General features: G+C 66.1%; 21 protein-coding genes. 10 read left to right on the forward strand and 11 right to left on the reverse strand.

What is annotated here, in order from left to right; translation table 11 throughout:
• Positions 1-273 precede the first annotated feature (273 nt).
• Together ACODRW_RS19715 and tilS are read left to right on the forward strand one after the other, a co-directional pair.
• Positions 274-1239 carry an acetyl-CoA carboxylase carboxyltransferase subunit alpha gene (locus tag ACODRW_RS19715; protein ID WP_107798665.1) on the forward strand — a complete coding sequence of 322 codons (966 nt, stop codon included), beginning with the start codon at positions 274-276 and terminating at the stop codon, positions 1237-1239.
• Complete coding sequence (gene tilS / locus ACODRW_RS19720) at positions 1211-2557, forward strand: tRNA lysidine(34) synthetase TilS (protein ID WP_488906505.1); 1347 nt, start codon at positions 1211-1213, stop codon at positions 2555-2557. Before ACODRW_RS19715 ends, tilS begins: the two co-directional genes overlap by 29 nt.
• Positions 2558-2641: 84 nt before the next feature.
• Here tilS and ACODRW_RS19725 read toward each other — a convergent pair whose 3' ends face one another.
• The 3 genes from ACODRW_RS19725 to ACODRW_RS19735 all read right to left on the reverse strand — a co-directional run bounded on the left by ACODRW_RS19725 (position 2642) and on the right by ACODRW_RS19735 (position 4549).
• Positions 2642-3358 (reverse strand): UDP-2,3-diacylglucosamine diphosphatase, encoded by a 717-nt coding sequence (locus tag ACODRW_RS19725; RefSeq protein ID WP_488906506.1) that lies wholly within the window; start codon positions 3356-3358, stop codon positions 2642-2644.
• A gap of 76 nt (positions 3359-3434) precedes the next feature.
• Positions 3435-3926 (reverse strand): peptidylprolyl isomerase, encoded by a 492-nt coding sequence (locus ACODRW_RS19730; RefSeq protein ID WP_107798668.1) that lies wholly within the window; start codon positions 3924-3926, stop codon positions 3435-3437.
• Positions 3927-3991: 65 nt separating this feature from the next.
• Positions 3992-4549, reverse strand: coding sequence for a peptidylprolyl isomerase (locus ACODRW_RS19735; protein WP_227107700.1), 558 nt, complete (start codon positions 4547-4549; stop codon positions 3992-3994).
• Positions 4550-4794: 245 nt separating this feature from the next.
• Here ACODRW_RS19735 and ACODRW_RS19740 point away from each other — a divergent pair, with 245 nt between their 5' ends.
• The 4 genes from ACODRW_RS19740 (at position 4795) to ACODRW_RS19755 (ending at position 10387) form a co-directional block, all read left to right on the forward strand.
• Complete coding sequence (locus tag ACODRW_RS19740) at positions 4795-6075, forward strand: OmpP1/FadL family transporter (RefSeq protein ID WP_488906507.1); 1281 nt, start codon at positions 4795-4797, stop codon at positions 6073-6075.
• Positions 6076-6201: 126 nt separating this feature from the next.
• On the forward strand, positions 6202-7971 hold the full coding sequence (locus ACODRW_RS19745; protein WP_488906508.1) for an ABC transporter transmembrane domain-containing protein: 1770 nt from the start codon (positions 6202-6204) through the stop codon (positions 7969-7971).
• 89 nt (positions 7972-8060) lie between these two features.
• Positions 8061-9671: a methyl-accepting chemotaxis protein gene (locus tag ACODRW_RS19750; RefSeq protein WP_107798672.1), complete on the forward strand. Its 1611-nt coding sequence runs from the start codon at positions 8061-8063 to the stop codon at positions 9669-9671.
• 53 nt (positions 9672-9724) lie between these two features.
• Positions 9725-10387, forward strand: a complete 663-nt coding sequence (locus ACODRW_RS19755; RefSeq protein ID WP_488906509.1) for a DUF6348 family protein — start codon at positions 9725-9727, stop codon at positions 10385-10387.
• A gap of 178 nt (positions 10388-10565) precedes the next feature.
• Here the strand turns inward: ACODRW_RS19755 and ACODRW_RS19760 are convergent, their stop codons facing one another.
• From ACODRW_RS19760 to ACODRW_RS19790, 7 genes are all read right to left on the reverse strand, one after another.
• Positions 10566-11909, reverse strand: coding sequence for a sigma-54-dependent transcriptional regulator (locus ACODRW_RS19760; RefSeq protein ID WP_488906510.1), 1344 nt, complete (start codon positions 11907-11909; stop codon positions 10566-10568).
• Positions 11906-13744 carry an ATP-binding protein gene (locus tag ACODRW_RS19765; RefSeq protein WP_488906511.1) on the reverse strand — a complete coding sequence of 613 codons (1839 nt, stop codon included), beginning with the start codon at positions 13742-13744 and terminating at the stop codon, positions 11906-11908. The genes ACODRW_RS19760 and ACODRW_RS19765 overlap by 4 nt, the downstream gene beginning before the upstream one ends.
• Positions 13745-13771: 27 nt before the next feature.
• Positions 13772-14563: an ABC transporter ATP-binding protein gene (locus tag ACODRW_RS19770; RefSeq protein WP_081545119.1), complete on the reverse strand. Its 792-nt coding sequence runs from the start codon at positions 14561-14563 to the stop codon at positions 13772-13774.
• 246 nt (positions 14564-14809) lie between these two features.
• Positions 14810-15640: an ABC transporter permease gene (locus ACODRW_RS19775; RefSeq protein WP_227107708.1), complete on the reverse strand. Its 831-nt coding sequence runs from the start codon at positions 15638-15640 to the stop codon at positions 14810-14812.
• An 18-nt stretch (positions 15641-15658) separates the two neighbouring features.
• Entirely contained in the window at positions 15659-16633 is a 975-nt protein-coding gene (locus ACODRW_RS19780; protein ID WP_107798677.1) for an ABC transporter substrate-binding protein, read from the reverse strand.
• A 257-nt stretch (positions 16634-16890) separates the two neighbouring features.
• Positions 16891-17307 (reverse strand): hypothetical protein, encoded by a 417-nt coding sequence (locus tag ACODRW_RS19785; RefSeq protein ID WP_107798678.1) that lies wholly within the window; start codon positions 17305-17307, stop codon positions 16891-16893.
• Positions 17308-17652: 345 nt separating this feature from the next.
• Positions 17653-18696, reverse strand: coding sequence for a Tle-like phospholipase domain-containing protein (locus ACODRW_RS19790; protein ID WP_488906512.1), 1044 nt, complete (start codon positions 18694-18696; stop codon positions 17653-17655).
• A gap of 145 nt (positions 18697-18841) precedes the next feature.
• Here ACODRW_RS19790 and ACODRW_RS19795 point away from each other — a divergent pair, with 145 nt between their 5' ends.
• The 3 genes from ACODRW_RS19795 to ACODRW_RS19805 all read left to right on the forward strand — a co-directional run bounded on the left by ACODRW_RS19795 (position 18842) and on the right by ACODRW_RS19805 (position 21672).
• On the forward strand, positions 18842-19399 hold the full coding sequence (locus ACODRW_RS19795; protein WP_488906513.1) for a GNAT family N-acetyltransferase: 558 nt from the start codon (positions 18842-18844) through the stop codon (positions 19397-19399).
• Between the two features lie 298 nt (positions 19400-19697).
• Entirely contained in the window at positions 19698-20840 is a 1143-nt protein-coding gene (locus ACODRW_RS19800; protein WP_107798681.1) for a hypothetical protein, read from the forward strand.
• Positions 20841-20874: 34 nt separating this feature from the next.
• The gene (locus tag ACODRW_RS19805; RefSeq protein ID WP_227107712.1) at positions 20875-21672 is read left to right on the forward strand and encodes a hypothetical protein; all 798 of its coding nucleotides are present in this window, start codon (positions 20875-20877) and stop codon (positions 21670-21672) included.
• Positions 21673-21745: 73 nt separating this feature from the next.
• Here the strand turns inward: ACODRW_RS19805 and ACODRW_RS19810 are convergent, their stop codons facing one another.
• Entirely contained in the window at positions 21746-22471 is a 726-nt protein-coding gene (locus ACODRW_RS19810) for a substrate-binding periplasmic protein (RefSeq protein WP_488906514.1), read from the reverse strand.
• A gap of 170 nt (positions 22472-22641) precedes the next feature.
• On the opposite strand from ACODRW_RS19810, the gene ACODRW_RS19815 reads away from it, so the two are divergent.
• On the forward strand, positions 22642-23910 hold the full coding sequence (locus ACODRW_RS19815) for a hypothetical protein (RefSeq protein ID WP_488906515.1): 1269 nt from the start codon (positions 22642-22644) through the stop codon (positions 23908-23910).
• The last annotated feature ends 213 nt before the right edge of the window (positions 23911-24123 follow it).

The raw sequence follows: 24123 nt of genomic DNA on the forward strand, positions 1-24123 counted from the left end.
AACCGCCGACATTCTGCTTGTAAGGCAGACGCTCTACCAACTGAGCTAAACGCCCTGAATCCTTTTCGCTGCTGCGTTTGCGTTTCAGCGAGGAGGCGAATTAAAACACAGGGTTTAAGCTTGCGCAAGTGGTCTACCCGCAAATTTTTGCAACCGGCGGCAATTTCGAATAAATGCTCCAAAATTTAATGTTTTTGTCAGACAGAAAGGTGACGCCGACTTTGCCGCTAAGGTATCATGCCGCCATTAGCTATTTATCGGATGACGTTACGAATGAAGCCGACCTTTCTCGATTTTGAGCAGCCTATTGCCGAGCTCGAGAACAAAATAGAAGAACTTCGCTATGTTCAGGACGATTCCGTGCTGGACATCTCCGAGGAGATCGCGCGCCTGCAGAAGAAGAGCCAGGACTTGACCAAGTCCCTCTACGCCAAGCTGACGCCGTCTCAAATCGCCTTGGTGGCGCGCCATCCGCAGCGCCCCTACGCGCTCGACTATATAGAGAGTATTTTCACCGACTTCGAAGAGCTGCACGGCGACCGCGCGTTTGCCGACGACGCCGCCATCGTAGGCGGTCTGGCCCGTTTCAACGGCCAGTCGGTGATGGTCATCGGCCAGCAGAAGGGCCGGGACACCAAGGAAAAGATCCGCCGCAATTTCGGCATGCCGCATCCGGAAGGCTATCGCAAGGCCCTGCGCCTGATGAAGCTGGCCGAGAAGTTCGGCATCCCGGTGGTCACCTTGGTGGACACCACCGGCGCTTGGCCCGGCATCGGCGCGGAAGAGCGCGGCCAATCCGAGGCCATCGGCCGCAATCTCTATGAAATGACCCGTTTGCGCGTGCCCGTCATCGTGACGGTGATAGGCGAGGGCGGTTCCGGCGGCGCGCTGGCCATCGCGGTGGGCGATTGCGTCAATATGCTGCAATACGCCACCTACTCGGTGATTTCGCCGGAAGGCTGCGCCTCCATCTTGTGGAAGACCGCCGAGCGCGCGTCCGACGCCGCGGAAGCCCTGGGCATCACCGCGCCGCGCCTGAAGACGCTGGGCTTGATCGACCGCGTGGTCAACGAGCCGGTGGGCGGCGCGCATCGCGATCACGCTCAGATGATGGCGACGCTGAAGCGCGTGCTGCAGGAAGAGTTGAAAGACTTGACCGGCAAGCCGATCGACGAGTTGCTGAAAACCCGTTTCGACAGATTGATGAGTTATGGCCGCTTCAAGGAAGCCGCAGCCTGACCCGCTCGAATCTCTGTTAAGCCATTGGCCGGACGAATTGTCCGGCCAATGTGCTTTTGAGGTGGGCTTGAGCGGCGGCCTGGATTCGGTGGCGTTGCTGGCGCTGCTGTGCCGCGCGCGGGAGCGCCGTCCGGAGCTGGAGGTCCGCGCGGTGCATGTGCACCACGGGCTGAGTCCGAACGCCGACGCCTGGGCCGAGCATTGTCGCGCTTTGTGCGCGTCGCTGGGCGCGTCTTTGCGGGTGGAGCGGGTGAGCGTGGTCCTGAGCGGCGGCGACAGTCTGGAAGCGGTGGCCCGCGAGGCGCGCTACCAGGCGTATCGGCGTTCCGCCGCCGGCGTGGTGGTTTTGGCGCATCATCTGGACGATCAGGCGGAAACCGTGCTGCTGCAATTGCTGCGCGGCGGCGGCGCGCGCGCTCTGGCGGCGATGCCGGCCTTGCGCAAGCTGGACGCGGACGGGCCCTGGCTGTGGCGGCCCTTGCTGGGCTTGCGCCGGCGGCAGCTGGAGGCGTTCGTTCAGGCGCAGGGCCTGAGCTGGGTGGAGGACGAGAGCAATCAGGACGAGCGCTGGCGGCGCAATCTGCTGCGTCAGCGGCTGCTGCCGCAGCTGGAGGCGGCGCTGCCGGATTATCGCCGGCATCTGACGCGCTCGGCCGGCTTGCTGGCGGACGCCGCCGCGGTGCTGGACGAGGTGGCGGCGGAGGATCTGGCCGCTTGCCGGCGCGAAGGAGGCCTGGACCTGACCCGCTGGCGCGGCTTGTCCGCGGCCAGGCAACGTCAATGCCTGCTGGCCTGGCTGCGCGGCCTGGCCTGGCCGGCGCCGGAGCCGGACGCGCTGGCGGAGTTCCAGCGCCAGGCGCTGGAGGCCGGCGCCGCCAGCTGTCCGCGGCTGAGTCTGGCGCGGGGTCTGTTATACCGTTATCGCGATGGCCTGTTCGCCTTGCCGGCGCTGCAGGCGCCGGCGGCCGTGTCGCTGGGGGCGGCGGAGCCTGCGGCGGAACGCCTGGTGCAAGAGTGGGGCGGAACGCTGAGCTGGGAGTGGCGGCCGCGCGGCCTGCCGGCGGAGACCTTGGCGCGGGGTTTGAGCCTGCGGCCGCGCGAGGGCGGCGAGCGGCTGGCGGCTGGGGTGGGGCGCAAGCCGGTGAAGAACTTTCTGCAGGAGGCCGGCATCGCGCCGCCCTTGCGCGAGCGCTGGCCGCTGTTGTGCGACGCCGACGGGCGCGTGCTGGCGCTGCCCGGCGTGGCGGTGGACGCCGAACTGGCCTGCGGGCCGGGCTGGTGGCCGCTGTGGCGGCCGCTGTCGGCGGAGCCGCGCTGACGTGAAAAACGCCTGCCGATCCGGCAGGCGTTTTGCATTTGCAATCTGATGTCTCGCGATGCGCAGCGGACTTTGCGCAAATTCTCAGGCGGCGTTCAGCGGCAGGCTGACGATGCCCGCATCGTCCAGGCGCAGATAGCCGCCCTGGTTCCCGTGCCAGTCCTGGATCACCCAACGCTCGGATTCGCCGTGTCGGTGGACCGCGGGGCGGTGGGTATGGCCGTGGATCAGCGTTGGCCAGTCGTGGGCGGCCAGCAGCGCCTCGACCGCGTCGGCGGCGACGTCCGAAATCTCGCTCAGGCCGTTCTGTTGTTTGCTCATCTCGCTTTGCTGGCGCGCCTGACGCGCGATCGCGTGGCGCTCCGACAGCGGCCGCGCCAGCATCGCCCGCTGCCACTGCGGGTTGCGGCTGACGGCTCGAAACTGCTGATAGGCGGCGTCGCCGGTGCACAGCGCGTCGCCGTGGCTGAGCAGGCAGCGGCGGCCATGGGCCTCGATCAAGCTTGGATCGTCCAGCAGCCGCGCGCCGCTGCGCAGACAGAAGCCCTCGCCCAGCAGGAAATCGCGGTTGCCGTGCATCACGTACAGCGGCGTGGCGGCGGCGAAGGCGCGCATTGCGGCCAGCGGCGTTTCCAGGAACGGCGAATCGTCGTCGTCGCCCACCCAGTATTCGAACAGATCGCCCAGGATGTAGAGCGCGTCGATCCGGCCTTGCCAGGCTTGCAGCGTGTCCAGAAACAAACGGTTCAGCGCCGGAGTGTCGTCCGCCAGGTGCAGATCGGAAATGAAGTGAATGGCCATGTCGCGTGCGGATGAGTTGAAGCCCGGCCGGACGGCCGGGCTGGAAGCGCGCCGCGCGTCGCGCGGCGTCGGCGAATCAAATGATTTCGGCTTTCTCGATCACCACGGCTTCCGCCGGCACGTCCTGATGCGGGCCGCTGCGACCGGTGCGCACCGCCTTGATGCTGTCCACCACGTCCTGGCCTTCCACAACCTGGCCAAACACGGCGTAGCCCCAGCCTTGGGCGCTTTCCGATTTGAAATCCAGGAAGTCGTTGTCGGACACATTGATGAAGAACTGGGCGGAGGCCGAGTGCGGGTCCATGGTGCGGGCCATGGCCACGGTGTAGGCCTTGTTGGCCAGGCCGTTATTGGCCTCGTTCTCGATCGGCGCGTTGGTCGGCTTTTGCGACATGTCGGCGGTGAAGCCGCCGCCCTGGATCATGAAGCCGTTGATTACGCGGTGGAAGATGGTGCCGTCGTAATGGCCGCTTTTTACGTACTCTTCAAAGTTGGCGGCGGTTTTCGGGGCCTTGTCGGCGAACAGTTCCAGCACGATGGCGCCGAAGTTGGTGGTCAGTTTGATCATGGTGTTTCCTTGATGACGGGCAGGCCGCGTGGGGCCTGCCGGTATGAAAGAGGTTGTAGAAAAGCTTAAGGCTTGATGGTGACTTTCTGGATCACGATGGGCTCGAACGGCACGTCGCCCATGCCGTTCATGCTGCCGGTGCGGGTCTTGGCGATGCGGTTGACCACGTCCATGCCGCGGGTCACTTTGCCGAACACCGCATAGCCGGCGCCCTGGGGCGTCGGGGATTTATAGTCGAGGAAGTCGTTGTTGGCCACATTGATGAAGAACTGGGCGGTGGCGGAATTCGGGTCCGCGGTGCGGGCCATGGCGATGGTGCCTATGCCGTTCTTCAGGCCGTTGCTCGCCTCGTTGGCGATGGCGGCGCGGGTGGGCTTCTGGTTCAGCTTGGTGTCGAAGCCGCCGCCCTGGATCATGAAGCCGTCGATCACGCGGTGGAACACGGTGCCGTTGTAGTGGCCGGCCTTGGCGTAGGCGACGAAGTTTTCCACGGTCTTGGGGGCTTTGGCCGAGTCCAGCGCAATCTCGATATTGCCCTTGTTCGTGGTCATTTCCACTGTCGGCGAGGCCAGGGCCACGGCGGGCAGCGCGCTCAACGCCAGCATGCTCAGCATTCGTTTCATGGTTGCTTTATTCAACAGGGTTATGAGGAGCCGCCAATATTAGCACAGCCTTTTGATTCAGCGCATGGCGCGGCCGTCTTATGCTTTTAGCCTAAGGCGGACTTCTTGTTTTTTTAAAAAATAGTATTTAGACTCCACCCCCTAAAAATTGTGTGATCGCTATCTATTTGGATGGCATATTTTCGCACGCAAGCTCGGTTTCCAATAACAAAGGCGGCAGCCGCCGCCGGGGTAGATATAAAAAAATGAAAGCATTCGCACCTTCCGCTGTTCGCCTCATTCCCGCGCTGGTGGCCGGCCTGTTGGCCGCCGCGCCGCTGGCTCAGGCCGCCGGCTTCCAATTGTCCGAGCAAAGCGTGGCCGGCCTGGGCCGCGCCCACGCCGGCGCCGGCCTGGTGGGCGACGACCTGTCCGCCGTCTTCTACAACCCGGCCGGCATGACCTTGATTGAAGGCACCCAGGTGCAGGGCGGCTTCACCTACGCCGAAATCGACGCGCCGTTCGAAGGCAAGGGCGGCTACCCGGCCGCGCGCCAGGGCAGCGACAACGGCCGCGCCAAGGCCGAATTCATCCCCAACGCCTATCTGGTGCATCAGTTGAGCGAACGCGCCCGCCTGGGCCTGGGCATCACCGTGCCCTTCGGCCTCGGCGCGAGCTATGACGACAACTGGGTGGGCCGCAACCACGGCATTTCCAGTTCCATCATGACCGTGGACTTCAACCCGTCCTTCGCCTACAAGCTGGACGACAAGTGGAGCTTCGGCGCCGGCGTGTCGGCGCAGTACGCCAAGGCCGATCTGAAGCAGGGCGCCTTCTTCCCGGGCGCCACCGGCGAGATCGACGCCGACAGCTGGGCCTACGGCTACAATCTGGGCCTGATGTACGCGTTCAACCAGGACAACCGCGTTGGTCTGTCCTATCGCTCCAAGCTGCACCATAAGGCGCGCGGCGATTACACCGCGAGCGGTTTCAACCGTCTCGGCATTCCGGGCATGACCAATCTGGATGGCGTGCATGCCGGCGGCGCCGACGTCACCACGCCGGAATCGCTGCTGCTGTCCGGCTTCAGCCGTCTGAACAGCAAGTGGGCGCTGAGCGCGACCGCGCGCTGGACCAACTGGAGCCGCTTCGATCAGCTGGTGATCAAGGGCAACCCGGTGGCTGAAACCGTGATCGACAATCACTGGAAAGCCAGCTGGCTGTTCTCGGTGGGTGCCGACTACAACTTCAACGAGCAACTGACGCTGCGCAGCGGCGTGGGCTATGAAACCAGCCCGGTGCGCAACGCCAGCTACCGCAACCCGCTGATTCCGGACACCGACCGCGTCTGGTTGAGCCTGGGCGCCAGCTACAAGGCCAGCAAGCAGCTGACCGTGGACGCCGGCTACACCTATCTGATGGGCGTGGGCGACCGCGACGTCAACCATACCGCCAAGAGCCCGCTGGGCAACGGCGACACGCTGCAAGGTTCTTACAGCTCCATCCGCGGCCACTTGCTGGGCGTGCAGATGCAGTACAAGTTCTGATTCAGGCAAGGCTGACCGTCCCGCCGCCGCCGGCTTCGCCCGCGGCGGTTTTTTCATGTCGGGGGGTGCGGTTTGTCCGGCGGCAGGCTAGAGTAGGGCGCTGTGTTTCACTGAGCGTCCATTCCCATGTCCGTTGCCCCCTCCCCATGGCTGCGGCTGAGCCCGCTGGCCGGCCTGTTGCCCTATCTGCGCCCGTACCGGCTGCGCGCCTGGCTGGCCTTGCTGGCCCTGATCGTGGCCGCCGCCGCCACCCTGTTGCTGCCGGTGGCGTTTCGCTTTCTGATCGACCATGGTTTCAGCCAGCGCGCGGCGGCGGACATCAACCGCTATTTCCTCGGCCTGTTCGGCGTGGCGGCGGTGCTGGCCCTGGCCACCGCGCTGCGTTTTTATTGCGTGTCCTGGCTGGGCGAACGCGTCACCGCCGACATCCGCCGCGCGGTGTATCAGCATGTGATCCGGGTCAGCCCGGAATACTTTGAAGTCACCCAGACCGGCGAGGTGCTGTCCCGGCTGACCACCGACACCACCCTGGTGCAGACCGTGATCGGCACCAGCCTGTCCATGGGGCTGCGCAACGCGCTGCTGATGTTGGGCGGCCTGGCCATGTTGATGGCCACCAGCCCCAGCCTGACCGCCTACATTCTGGTGACGCTGTTGCTGGTGGTCTTGCCCATCGTGGTCTTCGGCCGCAGGGTGCGGACCTTGTCCCGCTCCAGTCAGGACCGCATCGCGGATTCCAGCGCCATCGCCGGGGAAACCCTGAACGCGATTCCGACGGTGCAGGCCTTTAATCAGCAGGCGCGGGAAAGCCGGCGCTTCGGCGAGTCCGTGGAAACCAGCTTCGACGCCGCGCTGGCGCGGATCCGCGCGCGCTCCTGGCTGACGGTGGTGGTGATCCTGCTGATCTTCGGCGCCATCGTTTTTGTTCTGTGGCTGGGCGCGCACGCGGTGCTGGAGGGAACGATGAGCGCCGGCCAGCTGGGGCAATTCATCCTGTACGCGGTGGTGACCGCCGGCGCCATCGGCGCGCTGGCGGAGGTGTGGGGCGATGTGCAGCGCGCGGCCGGCGCCACCGAGCGTCTGATGGAGCTGCTGTCCCTGCGCTCGCCGGTGACGGAGCCGGCCGCGCCGCGCGCCTTGCCGGCCGGGCCCGCCGGCCTGGCGTTGCGCGACGTCGATTTCGCCTATCCGTCCCGCCCCGGCCAGCCTTCGCTCAGCGGCATCCGGCTCAGCGTGCGCCCCGGCGAGCACGTGGCGCTGGTGGGGCCGTCCGGCGCCGGCAAGTCCACCTTGTTCCAGCTCTTGCTGCGTTTTTACGATCCGCAGCAAGGGCAATTGCTATTGGGCGGCGTGGACGTGCGCGAGCTGTCCTTCGCCGATTTGCGCGGCCATGTGGGCGTGGTCTTGCAGGATTCGGTGATCTTCGGCGCCAGCGCGCTGGAGAACATCCGCTACGGCAAACCCGAGGCCAGCGACGAGGAGGTGCGGGCCGCGGCCCGCGCCGCCGCCGCCGACGGCTTCATCGAGAAGTTGCCGCAGGGCTACGACACCTATCTGGGCGAACGCGGCGTGCGCCTGTCCGGCGGCCAGCGCCAACGCATCGCCATCGCCCGCGCCATCTTGAAGAACCCGCCTTTGCTGCTGCTGGACGAAGCCACCAGCGCGCTGGACGCGGAGTCGGAACAACTGGTGCAGCAGGCGCTGGAGCGCGCCGCGCAAAACCGCACCACCCTGGTGATCGCCCACCGGCTGGCCACGGTCAAGCAGGCGGACCGCATCGTGGTGCTGGACCAGGGCCGCATCGTGGCCGAAGGCAGTCACCAGAGCCTGTTGGCCGACTCGCCCTTGTACGCGCGGCTGGCGGCCTTGCAGTTCGCCGCCGGCGGGGAGGGTTGAGGCAGCGTCCGCTTAAGCATAATGAATAGTCTATGCTCCATGGATGAACGGCCGCCGCGCGGCGCCGAGACCCGTGATGGAGCGAAGACATGAAACTGGCTGTCCGTTTGGGGGGCGTGGTGTTGTGCGCCGGGCTGGGCCTGTGCGTGGTGGCCGGATTCGCCTTGCACACCTTGCGTTCCACCCTGCTGGAGGACCGCAAGGCGCAGATCGGCAGCCTGGTGCACCTGGCGGGCCAGCAGGTGGCCATGTATCAGAAGCAGGAGCAAAGCGGCAAGCTCAAGCGCGAGGAGGCGCAGCGGCGCGCGGTCGAAGCGATGTCCGGACTGCGCGACAAGGGCAACTACGTGTTCGCGCGCGACGCGTCGGACCTGGTGCTGGTGCACCCGGACCGGCGCAAGCTGGGCAAGCGGGACACCGGCGGCAAGCTGCCGGACGGCCGCACCCTGGTGCAGGCCTACCGCGACGCGCTGTCGAACGGCGATTTCGGCTTTGCGCTGGTGCGCACCAAGCGGCCCAACGGCAACGAGGTGCTGCCCAAGCTCAATGCGGTGATGCGGATACCGGACTGGAACTGGACCATAGGCACAGGCGTGTTCATGGACGATGTGGAAAGCCAGTTCAACGGCCTGGCGCTCAAGCTCTCCGGCATCGGCCTGGCGGTGTTGGCGGTGGTGACGTTATTGGCCTGGCGCGTGGCCGCGTCCATTTTCCGCTTGATCGGCGGCGAGGCGGAGGCGGCCGCGGCGACGGCGCGGGCGATGGCGGCCGGCGATCTGAGCCAGACATTGGAGCGCGCGCCGAGCGAGGGCAGCCTGATGGACGCCTTCGCCGGGATGCAGCGCAGCTTGCGCCAGCTGATCGAACGTCTGCAGGACGGTTCCGCGCAGCTGGAGCGTTCGGTGGGCGGTTTGTCCGGACGCATGCAGCAGATTCACGGCCAGGTGGAGCAATCGGCGGCGGCCAGCGCCGGCGCCGCGGAAACCACCGCCGGCATGCTGGACGGCGTGGCCGAGGTGTCGCGCCGCAGCGCGGAGAGCGAGTCGGACTCCGCCAACGCCTGCGCGCTGGCGGACGAGGGCGAAGGCCTGGTGCGCCGCGCGGCCGAGGAGATCCAGGCGGTGTCCGGCCAGGTGGCGGCGGCCTCCGGCTGCATAGGCGAACTGGCCGAGCGCTGCCGCGCGATCGACGTCACCGCCGCGGTGATCAAGGACATCGCCGACCAGACCAATCTCTTGGCGCTGAACGCGGCGATTGAAGCCGCGCGCGCCGGCGAGCTGGGCCGCGGCTTCGCGGTGGTGGCGGACGAGGTGCGCAAGCTGGCCGACCGCAGCGGCGAGGCCACGCGCCAGATCGCCGCCACCATCCAGGCGATTCAGGCGGACACCGATTCCGTGGTGGCCAGCATGGGCGAGGTGGGGCCGCGGGTGGACAGCGGCGTGGCCATGGCCCGGCAGGCCGCGGACGCCTTGCAGCGCATCCGCGGCGGCGCGCAGTCCGCGCGCGACAATATCCGCGCGGTGGCCGGCGCCGCCGCGGCGCAGGCCGAGGCCAACCGCGAGGTGGCCGGCAATATGGAGCAGGTGGCCGGCCTGGCCGGACAGACCCGCGCCACCGCCCTGGCGGCCGAGGCCGAGGTGGAAGCGCTGGAGACGCTGGCCGCCGGGCTGCGGCAGGCGGCGGCCAGCTTCAGGCTGTGAGGCGGGCGGTGGTACACTGCCGGCCTCGCGATCAAATCAAAAGGATGGCCATCTTGTCTGCCCACGTTCCGGAAGCCCAAGCCGCGCTCGACCCCACGCCGCTGCTGGCGCAATTATTGGCCGCCCACGGCCTGCCCTGCCAGGAGGCCAAGGGCTGGCTGCTGCCGCAGGGCCAACTGCCGGCCATAGGCGCTCACTGGACGCCGGGCGAGAACAACGGCCGGCTGGACATCCACGTGCTGTTGGAAAACGACATCCGCTTGATGGAAAGCTTCGCCGGTCTGGGCGCGGGCCGGGAAGGGCTGAACGACGCGCTGGAAAATTTCAGCGCCAATGTGCTGCACGTGTTGCTGGCCGGCCTGTGGGGCATCCACGACGAAGCGCAAGTCACCGAACGGCGCTGGGAAATCGCCGGCCGCGACTATATGGCCTATATCGGCAATTTCGGCCTGCGCGGCGGCGCCGAGCGGCTGGAGCAAGCCTTGTTCGAGGCGCTGTTCCGCCAGGCCACCGCCGCGCTGCGCGCGGAAACGCTGTCCGGCGACGCGCATTGGACCCGGCTGTTCTTTTGCAATCTGAACGGCGAGTTCGTCTCCGAGGCGCTGCTGGACAATCAACGCTGGGAAGCGGGTCTGAGCCTGTTGGGCGCCTTGCCGTGGCCGGCGGCGCAGGGTTATTACAGCCTGCGCCATTTCATGCTGCTGCGCGCGGTGTGAGGCGGCTGCGGAGCGTAAATCGTGAACAGCTATCAGAGCCTGCTCAAAGTCTCGCGAGCAAGGGCGAGATAAGGCGAAAACGAGCGAAAAAGTGGAATGTACTCGTGGCACATGAGCATTTTGAGCTCGTACTCACCGTGCAACGCTTCACGACGCGCAGCAGACCTTGAACAGGTTCTCAGGCGCGGTAGCTGTCCGGGTCTATGCCGTGCTTGGCGAACTTGTTGTACAGCGTCTTGCGCGGAATGCCCAGCAGCTCCGCCGCCTGCATCACCTGGCCCTGGGTGCGCAGCAGCGCCTGCTCGATCAATTGCTTCTCGTAGGCGTCCACCCTCGCGTCCAGCGCGCTGGGCGCGTAGGCCGCGGTTTCGCCGCCGTCCGGCGCCACGCCCAGCACATAGCGCTCCGCCGCGTTGCGCAGCTCGCGCACATTGCCCGGCCAGGTCTGCGCCTGCAGGCGGCCCAATAGCGCCGGCGGCGTGTCCGGCGCCGGGCGGTCGAAGCGCGCCGCCGCTTGCTCCACGAACCATTGGAACAAGTCCGGGATGTCCTCGCGCCGTTCGCGCAGCGGCGGCAGCCGCAGCGACACCACATTGAGCCGGTAGTACAAGTCTTCGCGGAAGCGCCGCTCCCGGCTGGCCAGGGCCAGATCGTCCTTGGTGGCGGCCACCACCCGGCAGTCCACCGGGATCAGGCTGTTGGAGCCCAGCCTTTCCACCACCCGCTGTTGCAGCACCCGCAAGAGCTTGGCCTGCAAGGCCAGCGGCATGCCTTCGATTTCGTCGAGGAAGAGGGTGCCGCCGCTGGCGTACTCTATCTTGCCGATGCGGCGCTTGAGCGCGCCGGTGAAGGCGCCGGCCTCGTGGCCGAAAATTTCGCTCTCGAAAATGGATTCCGGCAGGCCGGCGCAGTTCAGCGGCACGAAATGACGCTCGCGGCGACGGCTCCAGGCGTGCAGCGCCTGCGCCACCATTTCCTTGCCGGTGCCGGTTTCGCCGTGGATCAGCACGTCGGCGTCGGTGTCGGCGACATTGGCCAGCGTCTCGCGCAGCGCCTGCATGGCCGGGCTATGACCGATCAGCACCGGTCCGTTGCTGCGCGCCAGGCTGGCGCGCAGTTCGCGGTTTTCCAGCGTCAGCCGGCGCTTGTCCAGCGCGCGTTGCACCGTTTCGATCAGCCGGCCCGGCGCATAGGGCTTTTCGATGAAGTCGTAGGCGCCGGCGCGGGTGGCCGCCACCGCCATCGCGATGTCGCCGTGGCCGGTGACCAGGATCACCGGCAGTTCCCGGTCCTGGTTCAGCGCCTGTTCCATCAGCTCCAGGCCGCTGAGGCCGGGCAGGCGCACATCGCTGAGCAGGACGGCGCGCTCGTCGCGCCTCAGCGCGGTCAGCGCGCTTTCGGCGTCGGCGTAGGCCTGCACCGGCAGGCCGGCCAATTCCAGCGATTGCAGCGTGGCCATGCGCACGGCCGGGTCGTCTTCAACGTAGATCACGCCCGCGCGGACGTTGGGGGAGGGTTTCATGAGGCGGACTCGCAAGGCCAGTTGATGATGAAGCGGGCGCCGCCGTCCGGGTGGTTGCAGGCTTCGATGCGGCCGCCGGACTGTTCGACGATTTCCTGCACGATGGCCAGCCCCAGGCCCAGGCCCTGGCCGCGCGGCTTGGTGCTGTAAAAGGGCTCGAACAGATGCGGCAGATCGGCGTCGGCGATGCCGGGGCCGTGGTCGCGCAGGCGGAATTCCAGCATGCCCGCCTTGTGCAGCAGGCTGATCTCCAGCCGGCCTCGCCCTTGCTGCCGCATCGCGTCTATGGCGTTGCCCAGCAGATTGGTGAACACCTGCTCCAGGCCGATGGCGTCGCAGGCGATGTCGGGACAGCGCGGCGGCAGGTCCAGCTCCAACTCCACCTGGGCCTCGCGCAGCGCCGGCTGCAGCAGGGTCAGCGTGTCGCGCAGCGCGGCGAGGGGATTGGTCTGGCCCAGCGGGCCGCGGTGGCGGCGGGCGAAGGTTTTCAGATCCCGGGTGATGTGGGCGATGCGCTCCACCAACTGGGAAATCTGGCCCAGATTGTCGCTGGCGTCGTCCGGGCGGCCGCGTTGCAACAGGGTCACCGCGTTGTCGGCGAAGGCGCGCAGCGCCGCCAGCGGCTGGTTGATTTCATGGGCGACCCCGGCCGCCATCTGGCCCAGCGCCGCCAGCTTGCTGGCCTCGGCCAATTGGCCGCGGGTGATGCGCAGGCTGTTTTCCGTCTGGATGCGCTCGCGGATTTCCGCCGACAGCTGGGTGTTGCTCAGCGCCAGATCGCGGGTGCGTTCCGCCACTTTGCGCTCCAGCTGGTCGTGGGCCTGCTGCAAAGCCTGTTGCGCCGCCAATTGCTCCCGCAGCCGGCTCAGCCGCAGCCGCCGGTAATGCCACAGCGTCAGCAGGCCCAGGCCGCTGGCCAGCAGCGTGCTCATGATGGCCAGCAAGGTGAGGTTGCGGCCGTGCATGTCCACCAGCAAGGTCAGCGTCCAGCCGGTTTGCGGCAAGGTCTGGCGGATTTGCAAATAGCGGCCGGCCAGCAGCTTGCGCTCGCTGTCCGGCGCCAGCCAGGCCTGTTCGCGCCAGCCCGCGTGCGGTTGCAGCAGCGCGAAGGGATGCAGTTTGGCGCCCAGGTATTGGCGGGTGGCGTCGATCTGGCGGCGCACCGCCGGCGGCAGCGGCTGCCAGGTGGCGAACTTCCAGTCCGGGTTGGCGCTGAGGAAGGCCACGCCGTGGCGGTCGCTGACCAAGACCGGCTCCGCGCCCTTGCGCCAGGCTTCCTCCAGCGGCGCCAGGCTGACCTTGACCACCGCCACGCCCACGATGCGGCGGCCGGACAAGACCGGCCAGGACAGAAAATAGCCCGGCTCGCGGCTGGTGCTGCCTATGCCGTAAAAGCTGCCGGACCGGCCGGCCAGCGCCTGCTGAAAATAGGGACGGAAGGCGTAGCTGTTGCCGACGAAGCTGTACGGCGACATCCAGTTGCTGGACGCCAGCGCGATGCCGTCCACGTTGACGATGAAGAGCGCCGAGGTGCGCGACTGCCGGTTCACCTGTTCCAGATAGCGGTTCAACGCCTCCACCCGCCGCGGATTGCGCGGGTCCGCCAGCAGGTTGAGGATGTCCTGGTTCAGCGCCAGCACATAGGGCAGATAGCGGTATTGCTCCAGCGTGGCGCCGAGGTTGGCGGCGTGCATCTCCGCCCGATGCCGGCCCTCGCGCTCCGCTTCGGTCAGCAGCATGCGGCTGGCCAAGACCCAGCCGCCGCCCAGCGCCAAGGCCAGCAAGAAGAGGGAGGGCAGGCTTTTCAGCAGGAAACGCAACGCGCGTGCGAGCATGGCGGCGGATCGGAAATCGGCGATGCCTCAGTCTACCGCAGCTTGCAGTTCCGCGGCTTCGTGGCGTGAATGTTCCTCCATCACCAGCCGGGTCAGCTCCCGTTTCAGATCGTTGAAGCCCGGCGCGCTGGGGTCGCGCGGGCGCGGCAGCTCCACCCGCACGTCGCGCTTGATGGTGCCGGGGCGGTAGGTCATCACCACCACCCGGTCCGCCAGGTAGATGGATTCCTCGATGCTGTGGGTAACGAAGATGATGGTCTTGCCGCTCTCCTGCCAGATGCGCAGCAGCTCGTCTTGCAAGGAGCGCCGGGTCAGCGCGTCCAGCGCGCCGAAGGGCTCGTCCATCAGCATCACCGGCGAATCCAGCGCCAGCACCCGCGCAATCGCCACCCGCTGGCGCATGCCGCCGGACAGGTCCTTGGGGAAGCGGTGGCGGAAGTCGCGCAGGTGCAGCTTGTCCAGCAGCGGCTCCACCGCGGCGCGGATCTCGGCCGGAGAGCGTTTCTGGATTTCCAGGCCGAAGCCTATGTTCTGTTCCACCGTCATCCACGGAAACAGCGCGTACTCCTGAAACACCATGCCGCGGTCCGGCCCGGGCGCGGCGACGCGCTGTCCGGCCACCAGGATCTCGCCGCCGCTGGGCGGCGCGAAGCCGGCGATGGCGTTGAGCAGCGTGGATTTGCCGCAGCCGGACGGGCCCAGCAGGCAGACGAACTCGCCGGGCTGGATGTCCAGCTGGATGTCGCGCAGGGCGATTACGTCGCCGCCCGGCGTCTTGAATACTTTTTGCACCTGTTGCACTTCGATCTGGGCGCTCATGCCTCATCCTTCCATGTCGCGCAGCAGTGGGGGCCGCTGTTGCGCGAATTCGTTCTTTGCGCCGCGCCCGCGTCGAGGCGGGCCCGGCGGCGCATTGTGATCAGAGCCTGTTCAATGTTCCGCGTGCTAGGGCGAGACAAGGCGACAACTGCCGAGAAAGCGGAATGTACGCGTGGTACATGAGCATTTCTAAGCGGTGCTCACCTTGCGAGGCCCCACAACGCGCAGCGGACATTGAGCGGGTTTTTACTGGTCGATGCCGCGATGCCATTTCAGCAGGCGGTTGTTCAGCCCCTGCATCAGCATGTCGATCAACAGGCCGAGAATGCCGATGGTGACCATGCCGGCGATGACCTTGTCGGTCCAGAAATACTCGCGCGCCTCCATGATGCGGTAGCCGACGCCGCTGTTCACCGCGATCATTTCCGCCACGATCACCACGATGAAGGCGGTGCCCATGCCCACCCGCGCGCCGGTGAAGATGAAGGGCGTGGCCGCCGGCAGGATTACCCGGCGGAACAGGGTGGCTCGGCTGGCGCCCAGGTTGCGCGCGGCGCGGATATAGATGCCGTCCACATTGCGCACGCCGGAAATGGTGTTCATCAGGATGGGGAAGAAAGCGCCTATGGTGATGAGGAACACCGCCGGCGGATTGCCCAGGCCGAACCACAGGATGGACAGCGGGGTCCAGGCGATGGGCGGGATCGGCCGCAGGAACTGGATCAAGGGGTTAAAGGCCCGGTACACCGGGTCGCTGACGCCCATGAACAGCCCCAGCAGCAAGCCCAGGCCGCCGCCCAGCGCAAAGCCCAGCACCACCCGCCACAGGCTGGCCGCCACGTCGTGGACCAGCTCGCCGGACAGCAGCCAGGCGAGATAGCCGCCGGAGGCCGGATCGTAGGCTTCCAGCGGCTGCCAGTAAGCCAGCCACTTTTGCAATACCGCCAGCGGCGAGGGCAGGATTTGCGGATTGATCCAGCCCAGGCTGGAACTGGCCTGCCAGATCAGCACGATGGCGATGGGCACCGCCAGGCTGGACCAGGCCTGGCCCAGCCGGGAAAACACAGTCTGCTGCATGATTTGCTCCCGCCGCCGTCAATTAACCTTGAGGTCCTGCTTGGCCTTGCTCAGCAAGTCCAGCTTCACCCAGTCCGCCGCCTTGGGCGGCTTGGCCATCTTGCCGATGCCGTACTGCTGCATCATGTCGGTGGTGGTCTGGATATGGGCCACGCTCAGATCGTAGCTGTACGGGGAGTTGGAGATCGCGTCCTGGAAATCGTCGGCGCTGATCTGGTTCTTGAACATATTCTCGCGCACGTATTTTTCCGCCAGCTTGGGGTTCTTGATGAAGGTGTTGGTGGCCTCCACAAAGCATTTGATCAAGCGTTCCGCCACGCCGCGGCGTTCCTTGTACATTTTCTCCGTCATCACCAGGGTGCGGATGGGCTCGCCCAGCGGGGTGTCGTAAGGCTTCAGCACTTCCACGCCGAAGCCCTTGTTGATGGCCTGGGACGACTGCGGCTCGGACTGGCTCATCGCGTCTATCTGCTTGCCCATCAAGGCCTGGTTCAGATCGGCGAAGGGCATGTAGATCACCTGCACGTCCTTGCCCGGTTTGTCGGACCAACTGAGCTTGTATTTGGCCAGCTCCGCCGCCAGCAGCAGCTCCTGCGCGCCGCCGCGCGCCACGCCCACTTTCTTGCCCTTCAAATCCTTGACGCTCTTGATGCCGCTGTCCTTGGCGGCCACGATGCGCGCGCCGCCCTTGGCGAAGCCGGCCACCGCGAAGATGGGCGCGCCGCCGGCGCGGCCGGCCACCGCCGCGTCCGCCGCGCTGGCGGCGATATCCACTTCGCCGGCGACGATGGCCGGCATGATGTCTATGCCTTTGGCGAACATGCGCTCCTCGATCTTCAGATCGTATTTGGGCGCAATCTCCTTCATATAGCTGATGGCGCCGTAGTGGGCGAACTTGAGATTGCCCAGGCGGACCACGTCGGCGGCGAGGGCGGGCAGCGAGAGGCCGCCGCCCAGGGCGGCGAGACAGAGCCAGGTGCGGATGCGTTGCATGGTGTTTCTCCTTTGCGGGTATGGGGCCGGGCGGAGCGCGGCAACCTTCTATTTATACGACGTTTGCATTTAAACGACGCGGCGACGCGGAGCGAGGCCGTGAGGTGGTTCTTATTAGGCAAAGCGCGTGCCAGCTCACTTCATCGTTAAACTGTTGATTTTCATGGCTTGCGTCGGGAGCGCGTGGCCGGATTCAGCCAGCGCCGCCGGCGGCTGTGCCAAAAGCGGCTCAGTCGTCGGCGGCGTAATAGCTACACTTATTCAGTATCGGCCAAGCGTTTTGCCGTCTGCTGGCGCAAGGCGTCCTCCCGAAGCTTGATGCGGTCGATGTAGCCGAAGATGTCGATGGGGAAGATCAGCACCTGTTCGACCAAGGCGAAGAAGCCGGCCCAATAGCCTTGCTCGGGTCCTTGCACCGAGAAATCGACGTCGGCGGCGATGCGCGCCAGCAAGGCGCGTTTCGGGACGTCGGGATTGTCCTGCAGGTACTGGATGAAATGGCCGGCGTATTCGCGTCCCAGCAAATAGGCCTGGCGATAATCGTCGGCCGGCGGCACTTGCCAGCAATGGACTTGAGGATGGTCCGGCAAGCGCGCGGCGAAGGGCAGTTCCTGATAGGAAACGGGTTTGAGATTGGGGCGGTAATGGCGGCGAATCGGGTATTTGACGGACATGCGCGCACTCCTGTTGATTCAGGCTGCCGATGGGGCGACGGGCAGCCGCAGGCTCATGGCAGGCGCATGGCAGGATTGGAGTTCCGGCGCCACGGTCCGGCGGGTGCGAGCACCCTCCCACCACGGCCTGCCCGTTTTAGGTATGGCTGAAGGGTGCAAGGGCACGGACCAAGCGGTTGCGGCGCTTGGGCCGAGGCGGCGGGGCCAGACTCCAATCTGGGCGCTGCCGGTTTGGGGCGGCGCGTTTGCGATTGTGCCTAGCGGAGATGAGGGGGTCAAGGCGGCATCGGCGCCTGGGCCGCTGATTGAGCCGCCCGGCCCGGGACCGGGCGGCGGCCGGGTCTTCTAGGCGTAAAACCGGGATTGTCCCTGCCAGGCGCTGGCGACGAAGTCTTGCACATGATCCAGGAATTTGTCATGGCGGCCCAGGCGGCTGTCGTCGGCCTGGCGGTTGGCCGGCAGCAGATAGAGCTGGCCGACGTGGCGCACCGGCAACAGCCCGTCCAGCGCCGGCACCAGATCGCCCTGGACGCAGTAATGACGGATATGGGCCGCGGCCGCGCGCGCCTGATCCAGATCGTTGCCGTGCCGCGCCAGCAGTTCGTTTTGCAGGCCGCGGCCGAACTGGGCGCTGCTGAAGCACTCGGCGTGAACGGGGCGCTGCGGGGTGGACAGCTGCATCGCCGCGTAGGCGGCCATGCCGCCGCCCAGCGAGTGGCCGCCGGTGCTGACGGTGTAGCCGGGCTCGCCGCTGCGCATCAGCGGCAGGCCGGCGGCCAGGCTTTGCAGCTTGCGGGTGAGCTGGGCAGCCTGGGCGTAGCAGGCGGGGCGGCCGCCAAAGGCGGCGTTGCCGATGTTGGCGCGCCACTGCCGCGCCACGCTGGCCAGGTTTTTCAGATTGCGCTGAGCGAGGCCGCCCACGCCGCGGCCGCTGGTGGTGCCGCCGAAGACCAGGCGGATGTCCCCCTCGGCCTTGTTGCGGAACACATAGGCCACCAGGCCGCTTTCCGGGTCCATCAGGCGCGCCTGCTGGGGCTGAAACTCCAGTGTGCTGCCCTTGGCCAGCAGCCGCGCCAGTTCCGCGTCCGGGCTCCATTGGGTGGCGCGCAGGCTGTCCAGATCCCGGCTATAGGGGAAGTTGGCGAGCAGGGCGCTGTCCTTGAGTCTTTGCCGGGCCGGCTCGGGGTTGAGCCGCTCCAGCGGCTGCGGCGCGCAGAGACCGTCCAGCGGATTGGCGCGCGGCGCGGTCCGCGTCGGGGCGGGGGCGTCCGCGCGGTTGGCTGTCTGGCTGAGCCGCGCCGATATCGGGCTGGCGGCGGCGTGGGAGCGGGCGGGTTCGTCCGCTGCCGTGGTTTGGGGCGCGGCGGCGCGGGAAGCTTGAATGAGCATGATGGGCAGACGCGTGAGAAGGTTGATCGCCGCATGCTAAAGGGACGCGGACGGCTTGCCTTGCAGATTTTACTCAGCCGGCGGTTACGGTTCCGTGATAATGACGGATTCGGGACGAATCCGCGGTGAACGGGAAGGGGATGCGATGGAGATGGAGACGGAGCGTTTATGGCTGCGCCAATGGCGGGACGAAGATCTGGCGCCCTTCGTCGCCATGGGGCGGGATCCGGAGGTGATGCGTTATTTTCCGGCGCTGCTGAGCGCGGAGGACAGCGCGGAAGGCATGGAACGCCAGCGCGGCTTGATCGCGACGCGCGGCTGGGGGCTATGGGCGCTGGAGGAGAAAGCGTCCGGGGACTTCCTCGGTTTCGTCGGCCTGGCGGTGCCGCGCGCGGAATTGCCGTGCATGCCCTGCGTGGAGGCGGGCTGGCGGCTGCGGCGCGCATCCTGGGGCCGGGGCTACGCCTCCGAGGCCGCGCGTCGGGCGCTGGCCTTCGGTTTCGAGACCTTGGGCCTGGAAGAAATCGTGTCTTTCACCGCCTTGCCCAATCTGCCGTCGCAGCGGCTGATGCAGCGGCTGGGCATGCGCAACGCCGGACGGGATTTCGATCATCCGGCCCTGGAGCCCGGGCATCCGCTGCGGCGGCATTGCCTGTATCTGTTGTCGGCGGCGGAGTGGGCCGCGGCGCCGCCCGAGGCTTGAAGCCGGGAGGGAGAACCGCCGCCGTCAGGCGGCTTTTTTATTGCCAGCGGCATGGCGGATAGGCTGCTTTTATGCGTGATGAGCGATTTTTGCAATTTCAGGCGGAACCCTGAGTTTAGGCTCTAGTCTATTAGAATTTTATATTACGCTTATTTATTGGCGTGAACGGGTGGCAGCCCGATCCGCGCCTCATCGTCCATGAGCCTGTTCCAAAGCGGCGCTCGCCGCGGCGGATTTTGAACAGACCTGAAAGCGACCCATGCCTCCCTCCTGTTTCTAATCTCCATTGGAGTCCGTGATGACCCAAAGCTTTACTCGGCGTTCGCGCTGGCTAAGCGGCCTGGCAGCCGCCGGCCTGCTGCTGACGCCGCCGGCGATGGCCGAAACCTTTGTGCCCGACACCCTGTTGAAGTCGGTGCTGTATTACAAGACCAAGAACCGCAGCCAGGGCGATCTCGGCGGTGACAAGATCGCCAAGGACTTCCTGAAAACGCCGGGCTCGGCCTACTCCGATCTCAATCTCCAGCCGCCCATCATCAATTCCATTGAGTGGAATAACGCGCTCAGCGATTTCAACCGCTACCACCGCGTCAATCTGAGCATGGACGATTCGGTCAAATTGTTCGCCAGCGAGGCGGGTCTGAACAAGGCCTTGCCGGGCGCGGACGTGGATCTGAACCGCCGCCGCGCCGGCTATCGCCAGGATGAGGACAAGCTGGTGTTGGCCAATGCCTTCAAGGCCGGGGTGGACGGCGACATCTTCTACAAGAGCCTGGACGTGTTCGGCTACGGTTACAGCACCATCGCCGCCAAGTTCGCGGTGGCGGCGCAGTTGCTGCGCGACGCGACGCAGAAAGTGCCGGCGGCCAAGCAGTTGCAGAACGGCATCCGCAAGGAGGTGCTGGACCGCTATCTGAGCAGCGCCACCACCGGCGTGAACAGCCTGTCTGAATACGACAAGCATTATCTGATGAACCTGCTGCACAACGAGGTGCGGCGCACCCGTTTCAATTCGTCCGGCTTCAAGAGCGGCCAGTTCCAGCCGGCCGCGCAGTTCCGCGTGGCGCGCCTGGCCGCGGCCTATCAGGACCGCAAGGGCTATCTGTTCGACTTCCCCTGCGCCAAGGACGGCAAGAACCTCTACCCGGAGAGCAGCGGCAAGCTGTGCTACGCCAATATGACCGACCAGAAGCTGAGCGACTGGTATCGCAAGCTCTATCAGCAGCAAATGAAGCCGCATCCGCCGTCCGAACAGGAAAGCAGCGGTTTCCAACGGCTGGCCAAGCTCTTGCTGCCGATCGCGCTGCTGATGGAGGGCATGGCGGCGATGGAGTTCTTCTCCACTTTGGAGGCGTCCGAATTGGGGGCCGAAGCGGCCTTGACCGAAGAGGAAGTGGCGGCCACAGAGTCCGGCTATCTCAGCCGCTTCTGCCGGATTTGAGCTTGGCGATCAAGCAATGCGAACAGGATTGAAGATGACTATGCGTACATTCAAGCAAGCGCGCAGGGCGGCGGCGGCCGTTCTGATGCTGGCCTTGTCCGCCGCGGCGCTGGCGGGCGCGACGGTGGACATCAGCAAGGTGACCGACAAGAACAGCCTGGTGCCCGGCGAACTGGTCAACGCGATGGAGTTTCACGTCAACGGCGTCAGCGGCGCGGCCAAGGCCAATCCGCCGTCCTCGTCCAAGCTGAAGAAGCTGGAGACCAAGTGGCGCGGAGCCACGGTGGCCCGTTTCGAGTACAACTATCCGGGCGGCACCCGCGTGTACAACGCGATGTCCGGCCAGGACACCGCGGATTTGCTGTACGAGGCCAATTCCCCGGGCCATAAGGCCTATCCCGGCTATCTGCGTCAGAGCAGCGTGGAAAAGGCCGCCACCAATGTGAACGTGCCCAATGGCAAGCTGTCCGCCATCATAGACAAGCAGGCGACGGACGCGGAGCTGAAGGCCTTGAAAACCTTTGAGAAGGACATCCTGGACGGCGCGGTGCCGCGCGGCGGACGCATGGTCGGCTATATCTCGCAAGCGCCGTGCGCGTCTTGCGACAATGTGATCCGCCAACAGTTGGCCAATCAGACCGACTACGTGTCCGACATCAAGATCTCTTATCTGCCCAAGGCGGCGGAGGAGGCGGAAAACAGCGCGGCGCGCGAGTTGGCGCATGAATTCAACGGACGTCGGCTGCAGTCCTTGAAGGAGAACGTGATGTCGCTGCGCGGCAACGCGGCGGCCAGGCTGAACGTGGGCGGCGGCACCGCCGGCTGCTTGTAGCCGCGGGCGGGGACCGGCCCGGCGCGCCTTCCTCAGAAGGCGGCCGGGCTTTTTTGCGTCCAAGGGCGGGCGCTCATTGCTGCCAGTGGTTGTAAATCGTTTGCAGTTTTCCGCTTTGCTGCAGCCGGGTCAGCGCGGCGTTGAATTGGACGGCGCGGCTGTCGCCCTTGGCGAAGGCGACGAAGCGCGGCATTTCCACCAGCGGTTTGGGCAGGATGCGCACATTGGGCAAGGCGCGCAGCTGGCGGGCGTAGTAGAGCAGCTGGCCGCGGTCGCCGACGATCAGGTCGATGCGGCCGGCCAGCAGCATCAGCAGCAGCTGTTCGGGATTGGTGGCGCTGGCGTCGCGCTTGAGCTGGGCTCTGTCGAAGGCGGATTCATAGGCGTAGCCGTGAACCTGGCCTATGGTCAGCGGGGCCAGGTCGGCCAGGGTGCTCCAGTTTTGCAGGCCGTGCTGCTTCAAGACCATGAACACGGTGCGGCCGGTGCGTATCGGGCCGGCCAGTTCGTACTGGCCGCGCCGCTCGGCGGTGCCGGCGAACTGAAAAGCCATGTCCACATCGCCGTTGCCCAGCATCTGCTTGACGCGTTCCCAGGGATAGAGGTGCAACTGATAGGGGATTCTGGCTTCCGCCATCACCGCCTGGACAATGTCCACGTCCAGGCCCTGGGGTTTGGCGCCGGCGTCGTTCTGGTAGCTATAGGGCGCGAACTGGATGTCGCCGGCGATGCGCCAGGTCTCCGGCTGGGCCGCCCAGGCCGCCCCGCAAAACAACAGCATGCTCAACACACGCCTCATGGTTGCCCCCGTCGTCGCCGCCTTCCGTTGGTATAGCCGGAGCGGGGCGGGGCGGCAAGCCGGGCGGTTTTTGCAAGCGTCCCGCGGCGGCCTTGCCGAGAATGGCCGTCAGGGGCGCCCCCTGGGCGGGGCGCGGTCGGTTCGCACTATCATTGACGGGGTAAGCCGCGATGTCTTCTTCCATTAATTTCAGCGCCGGCGGTCCGGCGTTTTCCCTGAGCAACGAGCGGGTGGCCCGCATGATGAGCGGCGATCGGCAGACGGCCACGCATATGAGCTTGTGGGACAAGTTCAAGGATGTGTTCCGCGCCGAGAAAAAGCAGGATGCGCTGAACACCCTGTTCAAGCTGGTGGACAGCCCGTCGCCGGCGCGCTCCTTCGATATTTTCAATCGCTTGGCGCAACTGGCCACGCCCAGCAACCGGAACTTGTTCACGGTCGCGGTGGCGCCGGAACAGGGCGGCGGCAAGATCAGTTACTGCATCAACGGTCAGCCGCTGAAAACGGAGCGGCTGTCGCAGGAGGGGCGTGAAGTGGTGCTGGCGCGTCTGGGCGCGCCGCTGGGCGCCGAGCAGGCTCAGGCGCAGGCGGCGTCGCTGGCGGATTACCGGATGGACGTCTCGCCGGGGCTGATGTATCTGCTGGACGGCGATTTTGCTTCCGGCGGGGTGCACAAGCGCTTTCACGCCGATACCGGGGTCTTGCAGGCGCGGGACGGGGTGGGCCGGGCGGATTTCGTCCGCGAAGGCCAGCTGGAGGCGTACGCCGAGTCGCGTCCGGCGTTGCGGGCTTATCTCTCCACCCAGCAGCAGATCGCCGCGCCGCCGGGCGTCAGCGACAAGTTCGCCTACGCCCGGGTCGAGCAGTACGACCCGGCGGTCATCGTCAGCCGCGAACTGGATGTCGGCCTGCCTCTGCTGTCGCTGGATCAGGCCCGCAGCGTGGCGGCGCAATTGGTGGACATGACCAGGACCTTCTACTGCCATCAGCTGTCCCACCGCGATCTGCACATGCAGAACCTGCTGGTGCACGAACGCAAGGAGGACGGCGCGGTGTTCCTGAAGGCGATCGACTTTGGCCGCGCCAAGTTCGGCGAGTCGTTCGAGGCGGAGCGCTTCAACGACATCGATTACCTGTTCAACCGCGAAGGCTGCTCGCTGGCGGAGACGGTGGGCCGCAACTATCTGGCCGGCAAGGATTCGGCGGTGGCCAAGAAACATTACCCCTTGCATAAGCTGCTGGAGCGTTTCAACGCACGCGGCGCGGAGGTGACGGAGACCTTGTCCGGCATCGGCAAGATGTTGAAGGCGGATTTGCAGATGGCGGGGCCGGAGGACGAGCGGCGCATCGATCAGGCGTTTGAGCGCGCCTCGGCCTCGGTGCAGATGGTCTTGGCCGGGCTGGCGCGTCCGCAGTTGGGGGTGGGTTTGCGCCTCTGAGAACCTGTTCAAACTCTGCTGCGCTTCGTGAAAAGTCGCCCGGCGAGTACGACTTCAGAATGCTCATGTGCCGTATGGCCATTCCGCTTCTTCAGCCGCAAGGCCTTGTCTCGCGCTTGCTCGCGAGACGTGGAACAGGCGCTGAGGATTTTCACGGTTCGCCGCGCGTCGGCGCCACGGCGCTGAAACCCGCGTGGAAAAGCCCCTCCCGGC

The organism is Chromobacterium sp. FG89 (assembly GCF_057808735.1).